The sequence below is a fragment of the Corynebacterium sp. KPL4072 genome (assembly GCF_037908395.1).
Classification (GTDB): Bacteria; Actinomycetota; Actinomycetes; order Mycobacteriales; family Mycobacteriaceae; genus Corynebacterium; species Corynebacterium kefirresidentii.
Genome location: NZ_JBBMGE010000009.1, coordinates 117972 through 125397, shown reverse-complemented (window position 1 = coordinate 125397; position 7426 = coordinate 117972). Strand labels below are relative to the sequence as shown.

Sequence of the window (7426 nt, the reverse complement as noted above, 5' to 3'; positions counted from 1 at the left end):
GAGTCAACCCCTAAGAGTTGACTTTGTCCCCTCCCCTGCCCTTCCCGCACCTTTCACCGACACCCCTAATCGTTTTGTCATCGGATACGGGCCCCTGCTTCGGCGCCCAACTTTTAGACGCCTTCATCACCCCTACGGATAAACGAGACAGCAACTTGTTCATCGCCGCCCGGCACCTTTACCCCATCCCCTGGCGGTCTTTACGTAAATTACTTTCCTCCTAAAACGGTTCGCAAAAGTTTCAGCTACTTATCTGAAACTTTTTCGAACAAACCTATTTTCCTACAGTCTCCACCTTGTTCAAGAGGCGTTACTTGGAATCTCGGATCCAGCGCTCAATGTCGAGGCGCCCTGCCTTTCATGCCCCTGGGGTCCGCTTACAGCCCTTCAGACTTGCGTCGGTTTGCCACCATGAAAGAGCTAACCAAGACAAACACAGCAATCACAGCAACCGCACCCACAATTGTTGCCACCGGGAAGCTGATTTGGTCTAGCCCCCCGTAGTACTTAGCCAGTAGGTCCACCTGGTCAAGCCCGGGCGCCAGTTGCGCCTGTACTGACTCAATATCGGCTCGACTATAAGTATCACTGACCGAAGAGACATGCTGTGGGGTCTGGACAATGACTGTGTTCAATCCCGTGGCATCTTGAAGCTCTTGGGCGATGTCGCGGACGTCGGGGGCCCGAACATTCATCACATCAACTACGGCAACACCGTCGCCGTCCCGCAACCCCTTGCTCACATCCGCATTGAGTGTGGCATTGTGGCTAAGCGCCGTGGCCGTATAGGCCACGCCATCGTCTTTGAGCTGATTCGCCAAGTCAGATATATCTACCCCTGCGGGAACCATGCGAATCCCTTCCTTATATATAGGGCCCCTAAACTACTTCTCCCCCAAGATACGGGCAGCTAGAAGCGACCCAACTCCTCAACTCGCCGGTTTTCCCGAAAAGGTGAAACAGAACGCTTGTACTGTTACAATGGCAGCGACCGAAGGTTTTAGCCTCTACAATATCTAGGTGAACCATCGCGTTCTTTGTCGCCTTCAGCACTGCGGGCCCCATGGTCGCGTCCTGTCACATTAGTGACCGAAGACGCAGAGCACCGCCCCGCGGTAACGACAGACGACGAGTACCAAACAGAACACACTGTTTATCAACAAGGAATGGAGCTCCCTGTGACTGAAAGCTTGAACTCCTTCGAGGCCAAGAAGACCCTTGACGTCAACGGCAAGTCTTATGACTACTTTGACATCAACTCCGTCTCCGGCTTGGAGAAGTTGCCTTACTCCCTCAAGGTGTTAGCAGAGAATCTGCTGCGTCATGAGGACGGCAAGAACGTAACCAAGGACCACATCAACGCCCTGGCAAACTGGGACCCGGAAGCAGAGCCAGACACCGAAATCCAGTTCACCCCAGCACGCGTCCTCATGCAGGACTTCACCGGCGTTCCTTGCGTTGTTGACCTTGCTACCATGCGTGAGGCTGTCTCTGCCTTGGGTGGTACTCCGGATCAGGTCAACCCGCTCAACCCAGCTGAGATGGTTATTGACCACTCCGTCATCGTTGAGGCCTTCGGCTCCACCGATGCACTGGAAAAGAACGTTGAAATTGAGTACCAGCGCAACGAAGAGCGCTACCAGTTCCTTCGCTGGGGTGCTGAGAACTTCTCCAACTTCCGCGTTGTACCTCCAGGAACCGGCATCGTCCACCAGGTAAATATCGAGTACCTGTCCCGCGTTGTATTCGACAACGAGGGCCTTGCTTACCCTGATACCTGTATCGGTACCGACTCCCACACCACCATGGAAAACGGCCTGGGCATTCTTGGCTGGGGCGTTGGCGGCATCGAGGCAGAGGCTGCGATGCTTGGACAGCCGGTATCCATGCTCATCCCGAAGGTCGTCGGCTTCAAGCTGACCGGTGAGATTCCCACCGGCGTTACCGCAACCGACGTCGTACTTACCATCACTGAGATGCTGCGCGAGCACGGCGTTGTCCAGAAGTTCGTAGAATTCTACGGCAACGGCGTCAAGTCCGTTCCGCTGGCTAACCGCGCCACCATCGGCAACATGTCCCCTGAGTTCGGTTCCACCGCGGCAATCTTCCCAATTGATGAGGAGACCACCAAGTACCTCGAGCTCACCGGACGCCCACAGGAGCAGATTGACCGCGTTGAAGCATACGCCAAGGCGCAGGGAATGTGGCTGGAAGAGGATGCCCCGGAGGCAAAGTACTCCGAGTACCTCGAGCTGGACCTGTCCACCGTCGTTCCTTCCATTGCTGGCCCAAAGCGCCCGCAGGACCGTATCCTGCTGACCGAGGCCAAGGAGCAATTCCGCAAGGATTTGGCTAACTACACCACCGACGAGGTTTGCGTCGACGAAACCTCTGTTGAGGCAAAGCGCATGTCCGCAGAAGGCGGCGCTCCGGCCATGGAAGACGTCACCGGCGGTTTGAACAGGGCCCGCGAAGGCCACGGCGAGTCCTCCGCTCTTGGTGCAAAGGGCCGTCACTCCAACCCGATTACCGTTGAGTCCCAGAATGGTGGCGAGTTCACCTTGGACCACGGCATGGTCGCTATCGCCTCCATCACTTCCTGTACCAACACCTCTAACCCATCCGTGATGGTGGGCGCAGGTCTTATTGCTCGCAAGGCAGCAGAAAAGGGCCTCCAGTCAAAGCCGTGGGTTAAGACCATCTGTGCCCCTGGTTCCCAGGTTGTTGATGGTTACTTCCAGCGTGCAGATCTCTGGAAGGACCTCGAGGCAATGGGCTTCTACCTCTCCGGTTTCGGTTGCACCACCTGTATCGGTAACTCCGGCCCATTGCCGGATGAGGTATCCGCAGCCATCAATGAAAATGACCTTGCCGCCACCGCGGTACTTTCCGGTAACCGCAACTTCGAGGGCCGCATCTCTCCGGACGTCAAGATGAACTACTTGGCATCCCCAATCATGGTCATTGCCTACGCCATTGCCGGCACCATGGACTTTGACTTTGATGCACAGCCCCTGGGTCAGGATAAGGAAGGCAACGATGTCTACCTGAAGGACATCTGGCCATCCCCGCAGGAGATCGAGGACACCATTCAGTCTGCCATTTCTCGTGAGATGTACGAGGCTGACTACGCCGACGTCTTCAAGGGCGACGATGCCTGGCGCAACTTGGATGTGCCGGAAGGCGAGACCTTCAAGTGGGATGAGGATTCCACCTACATCCGCAAGGCTCCTTACTTCGATGGCATGCCTACCGAGCCAAACCCGCTTGAAGACATCAAGGGGGCGCGCGTTCTGGCGAAGCTCGGCGATTCCGTCACTACCGACCACATCTCCCCCGCTTCCGCTATTAAGCCGGGCACCCCGGCTGCGCAGTACCTTGATGAAAACGGCGTTGCACGCAAGGACTACAACTCCCTGGGCTCTCGCCGTGGTAACCACGAGGTCATGATGCGCGGTACCTTTGCGAATATTCGCCTGGCTAACCAGCTGGTCGATGTCACTGGTGGCTACACCCGTGACTTTACCCAGGAAGGCGGCCCACAGGCCTTCATCTTCGATGCTTGCCAGAACTATAAGGAAGCCGGCATTCCGCTGGTAGTCATCGCTGGTAAGGAGTACGGCACTGGTTCCTCCCGTGACTGGGCTGCAAAGGGCACCAACCTGCTTGGCGTAAAGGCTGTAATCACTGAGTCCTTCGAGCGCATCCACCGCTCCAACCTGATCGGCATGGGCGTTATCCCACTGCAGTTCCCACAGGGCGAGTCCCACGAGTCCTTGGGACTGGATGGCACTGAAACCTTCGATATTGAGGGCATCACCGCCTTCAATGAAGGCTCCATCCCGAAGACCGTCCACGTCACCGCCACCAAGGAGTCCGGCGAAACCGTCGAGTTTGACGCTGACGTCCGCATTGACACCCCGGGTGAGGCTGACTACTTCCGCCACGGCGGCATCCTGCAGTACGTCCTGCGCCAGATGGTCAAGAGCTAGGCGCTTTCCGCACACTCCTTAGGCCCCTGAAGGGGCTAAGGGCTTAGGTTCGGTCGATAACGCGGGGTTGCACCGCCCTCCCCAGTAGAGGGCGCTGCGGCCCCGCGTTTCGTCGCATAGATTTTATTCTTATTCAAAATTACTGATTTATTATTCTTTAGACGTTCCCCATGAAGGAGAGTTGCCTACTATGCCAATCGTCAGCGAATCTGAACTCAGCCGCCGTCGGCACGACATTCTCGTAGGCGCTCGCCGGTGTTTTGCAGAGCACGGGTACGAGGGAGCTACAGTTCGTCTACTAGAACAGGCAACGGGCAAGTCCCGCGGCGCAATCTTTCACCACTTCGGTGACAAAGAGTCTCTCTTTCTTGCCTTGGCGCAAGAAGATGCCGCTCGTCAGGCCGAGGTCGTAGCCCACAATGGCTTGGTTGAAGTAATGCGTGAGATGCTCCAACATCCTGAGCGTCACGATTGGCTAGCCACTCGCTTGGAAATCACATCCCTCCTCCGCACTGATCCTTCCTTCGCCGCTAGGTGGAAGGAAAACCAGTCGGTTCGTGGCGAGGCCGTGCGCGCACGCTTGGCGTCCAATGCGGACAAGGGCCGCCTGCGCGATGATGTTGAAATCGACACCTTGGCTATCTATCTAGAGGTGTTTATGGATGGGTTCATCAACCGGCTCGCCTTGGGCGAAACCGCAGAGCTGGAAAAAGTCCTTGACTTAGTAGAGCAATCTATCCGTGGCGGTCAGGCGGATCTGTCTTAATCCCGTCTGAACAGTCCTGCTCCCGGCTGCTTGTTACTTGAAACGCGCAATAGCCGGGAGCTTTTTGCATGGGCTCAGCGGCGCGGTGACGGTAATTTCTCTTCCGTGACTTGGGCATAGGTCGATATTTCCGCCACAAACTGCGGATCATGGCAAGTAACCACTAAGGCACTGCCGGACTGTAGGCCGTAGTGGATTAGTTGGTGCATGAGCCATCGGTCCGCGGCGGAAAGCAAGGTATCTGGCTCGTCGAGCAGCACCTTCTGGCGGTGCTGCCCAATAACGTGGGCCACTTGCGCAAGCCGCAGGCGTGATGATGACAAATCTAAGGGATGATCAGCAGGATTTAATCCCAGCAGGTTGCGCAAAGCTTCATTGGGTACAAATTCCTCCACTGTGGAAAATGCCGCCTGGTCAAACGGCGACTGCATAGCAAGGGCGGGAAGATTTCGTACAACTCCCCCGCCATCAAGCCCGGCGGCGGCGCGCAAGAGCGACGTTTTACCGCTACCATTATTGCCGCGCAACCATGTCACCCCGGCTTCCACGGTGGGGATTTCTACGGGGCCGACGCTAAAAGTTGTTCCGGTGGGCTGGGAAAATTGCCACCACCTTTTCTTCTTTGGTCCTCGCTGGGCAATTAGCGGGCCTATGCTCCCCTGCCGCCCGCGCGCATATACCCGCGGCAGGTTGAGGGGTGCTACGAGTGGTTCTGTTCCTATGATTTCTCCGCCTAGCTCTGGCCAGGTAGTACTCGATACGGCAATAACGCAGGTATGCGGCATTGCCTGCAGAAGGTTAATCACTTGTGCGCGCGACTCTGAATCGAGGCCAGCTGCGGGTTCACAAATGATCATGATCGCGGGCTCGCGGATGGCCACACAGGCTGCGGCTAATCTGCGAGTTTGGCCACCAGACAGCTGCGCGGGGTCATGTTCACAGTAGGCAGAAAGGCCCACTGCGCTAAGCATATGCTCCCCGCGGACTTGCATCTCCTCCGCAGGCACACCCGCGTTTTCCAGGCCTAGTACTACTTCTTCAATACAGGTCTCGCGCAGGAAACTAATTTGTGCGGAAGCATCCGTGCCGATGATTGCTGCGGTGGATAAAGATTCCGCTAGCTGCGCCGCAACATCTTCTACTGCTTTATCAGGATCGACGAGTACCTGGATGATGGCCCCAGGGGTAGGGCGAAGGTGGGCTAGATCCATCTAGCAATCACCACCGCAAGGCACACTAGCGGGATGAGGAAGCGTAAGACTCGGGACAACCTGGAATCGGCAACGGGCCGCAATAAGCTGCGTTGCCCTTCCTGGTCGAACCCGATGGCGGCCAGGGCTTGGCCGCGTTGAGTTCCTTGGATGAGGAGGCGAGCGATGACAGGAATAATGACGCGAGAGATAGTATTGCGCCAGGTTATGGTGATTCCGGCCAATTGGTTGGCTTCACGGACGCATCGCCAGGCATGCGCACCTTGGGGCAAGGTCTGTAGGGAGGAACCAACCACATACGCCACCTTGTGTCCGGCGCGGGAGATTTGCAGCCATTTGGCGATATCCGCGATGCGCAGCGCCGCCATTGCTGCGATGAAGCAGGCCATGAGCGCACAGAAGCGGAGGCTGAGGCTACCGGCGAGCATCAGGCCGTCGGCAGTAAGCAAAGGCGCAACTGGGGTGTCCCCGTAGGGAGCATGAATGACCAGCATGGAAAGGGCCGCTGGCGCGCTCAGTGCAACCGTAGTCAAAATCACGGAGGCGTTGCGGGTAGATACAGTGCCGCTGGCAAGGGCAACGAGCATGACGCTTGCCGACGCCACTGGGGTGTTCAGCGCCAAGGTAAGGATCCAGCCGCAGGCCGCAATGGTGACTACGGTGGCAGGATGAAGGCGACTCATCAGCGTGGTTGCAGCGATTCACGGGTGCGTTGCGGCAAAGCTTTTACCGCTGCCCAGACGATGAGGAAAACCAGCGCTTTATCCAGGGGATCTGAGATGAAGGACTGCAGGGTAACCGAGGCGATAAGGGAATTGCCCAGCTCACGGAAGAGCGAAACAACCGCGCCCGTACCAAGACCCGCAGTACCGCCATAAACAAAGGCAGCGACAGGGGCGGCGAGCATGCCGGAGACAATGCCAATGACGGCGCCACTGAGAATGACCCACCATACCTTGGTAAATGCGCCCTTCTTGATGACGAATCCGGATAGGAATCCCGTGGCGGCGGACACTGCAGCGAAAGGCAAAGCAGCGGGGTTGAGGAAGCCCCAGACGACAGAAGACAGCGTGCCGGTAGCCAAGCCAGCAATGGGACCGGCAAGCGCGGCTACCAGGATAGTTCCCACGGAATCGATATAGAGAGGGATGCCGATTGAACCAATGATTTCACCAACGACAATATTAAGGACCAGCGCCACCGGGATGATGGCAATGGTACGCGCTGGTAAAGTCGGCACGGTGCCGGCAAGCAGGAGCGCGGCGCCGATAAGATAGCCGCTCAGGGTAACGAGCGCTTCAGTCGAACCAGCAACAGAATGCCAGTCCGTGGGGCGCAAAAGCACCAGGTAAATCCAAGTCGCGGCTACGATTAATGCACCCGCGATGACCGTGGCCTTGCGGGCGGGGGTGAGAGAAAGCTGTGACACAATAAAAGTCCAAATCCATAAATAGAAA

6 protein-coding genes are annotated in these 7426 nt (G+C 57.0%); 2 read left to right on the top strand and 4 right to left on the bottom strand.

The genetic code is table 11. The features are described 5' to 3' along the window. Positions 1-377: 377 nt before the first annotated feature. Complete coding sequence (locus WMP97_RS10200; protein WP_049378156.1) at positions 378-851, bottom strand: Rv1476 family membrane protein; 474 nt, start codon at positions 849-851, stop codon at positions 378-380. Between the two features lie 327 nt (positions 852-1178). On the opposite strand from WMP97_RS10200, the gene can reads away from it, so the two are divergent. Together can and WMP97_RS10190 are read left to right on the top strand one after the other, a co-directional pair. Then, a complete protein-coding gene (gene can / locus WMP97_RS10195) occupies positions 1179-3992 on the top strand; it encodes an aconitate hydratase (RefSeq protein WP_204370200.1) in 2814 nt (937 codons plus the stop codon). A gap of 190 nt (positions 3993-4182) precedes the next feature. Beyond that, a complete protein-coding gene (locus WMP97_RS10190; protein ID WP_049378160.1) occupies positions 4183-4758 on the top strand; it encodes a TetR/AcrR family transcriptional regulator in 576 nt (191 codons plus the stop codon). A gap of 74 nt (positions 4759-4832) precedes the next feature. On the opposite strand, the gene WMP97_RS10185 is transcribed toward WMP97_RS10190, so the two are convergent. The 3 genes from WMP97_RS10185 to WMP97_RS10175 are packed head-to-tail and all read right to left on the bottom strand — an operon-like array spanning position 4833 to position 7398. Further along, entirely contained in the window at positions 4833-5969 is a 1137-nt protein-coding gene (locus tag WMP97_RS10185) for an ABC transporter (protein WP_301715736.1), read from the bottom strand. Continuing rightward, a complete protein-coding gene (locus WMP97_RS10180; protein WP_340440444.1) occupies positions 5960-6652 on the bottom strand; it encodes an energy-coupling factor transporter transmembrane component T family protein in 693 nt (230 codons plus the stop codon). Before WMP97_RS10180 ends, WMP97_RS10185 begins: the two co-directional genes overlap by 10 nt. Continuing rightward, positions 6652-7398 carry an ECF transporter S component gene (locus tag WMP97_RS10175; RefSeq protein WP_340440443.1) on the bottom strand — a complete coding sequence of 249 codons (747 nt, stop codon included), beginning with the start codon at positions 7396-7398 and terminating at the stop codon, positions 6652-6654. Before WMP97_RS10175 ends, WMP97_RS10180 begins: the two co-directional genes overlap by 1 nt. Positions 7399-7426 lie beyond the last annotated feature (28 nt).